1 pseudogene is annotated in these 1,182 nt (G+C 67.6%); it reads left to right on the plus strand.

Features of this window, described 5'->3' with window-relative positions:
* Positions 1-30 precede the first annotated feature (30 nt).
* Positions 31-1,182 (plus strand): annotated as a pseudogene (locus ABTZ59_RS37170) (DEAD/DEAH box helicase); the annotation flags it as partial.

Consider the following 1,182-nt stretch of genomic DNA (forward strand, 5'->3'; position numbering starts at 1 on the left):
ACCTGGTCCCCGGCTCAGGCGGCGGCATGGGTGGTCCAGGAGCTTGTCAACCGCGTCACCCAGATCGCCGACGAGCCTCGCGGCCACCACGAACTCAGCCAACGGCTGGCGGAGTCAGGCCTGCTGCCGATGTTCGGATTCCCCACCTCAGCCCGCTACCTGTACACCAAGCGCCCTTCCGAGTCCTACCCCTGGCCGCCGAGCGGAGTAGTCGATCGCTCGCTGGACATCGCGATCTCCCAGTTCGCTCCCGGCGCTGAGACGGTCAAGGACGGACAGGTCCACACGGCAGTCGGCGCAGTCGCGTTCGAGCCGACCGGACGAGCCCCCCGAGCCGTGCAGGAACCGCTCGGACAGCCTGTCCTCATCGGTATCTGCCGCGCCTGCGGACACCTTGCAGAGGACGTACAGGCGCTGCCGGAACAAGAGGACGCCCCACCGCAGCCCTGCTGCGCCTGCGGAACAGCCGACGGCTCCTACCGTGAGATCGAACTGCGCGAACCGGCTGGTTTCTACTCCGGTAAGGCACGCGACTTCGACGGCAACTTCGCATGGAGGGCCAGGTCGCTTGGCCCCCGCACTGCCGCCGACCTTGAGCACGGCGCACCGCTGAAGATCGAGGCACCTGGCATGGTGGTCCACGCCGGCAAGGGCGAGCGGTACGCAGTCAACGACAACGGCGGCCGACTGTTCCAGTTCTCAAAAGTAAGCCCGACCACACGCTGGTCCGGCGCCTATCTGGAAGCCGGGGCGGCCGATTTGTTCCCATGGCTTGCAAAGGACATCGCCGCCGACGAGGAACCGCTCACCACCGCCATCGGCGCCACCCAGCACACGGACCTGTTCCTGCTCGGCCCCCAGGCAAGCGAGATCCCAGCGCTCGGTCTGCGCCTGAACCTCACCTCAGTGCCACAGAGTACCGGCTTCCCCGACGACCGCTCGGGGCGGCGGGCGGCCTGGTACTCGCTGGCCGCCCTGCTGCGCATCGCCGCTGGCTCGCTCCTGCAGGTGCAGCCCAACGAAATCGCATCCGGCATCCACGGCGCAGGCTCCGGCAGCAGCAAGGCACGCACCTTCGCCTTCCTCTCCGACACCCTGGACAACGGCGCTGGCTACTGCACACACCTCGCCGAACGAGAGGTCTTCGAGCAGCTCATGGCGACTGCCAACAGGATGCTGGCC

It is taken from the genome of Streptomyces sp. NPDC094034 (assembly GCF_040303865.1).
In the GTDB taxonomy this organism is placed as follows: domain Bacteria; phylum Actinomycetota; class Actinomycetes; order Streptomycetales; family Streptomycetaceae; genus Streptomyces.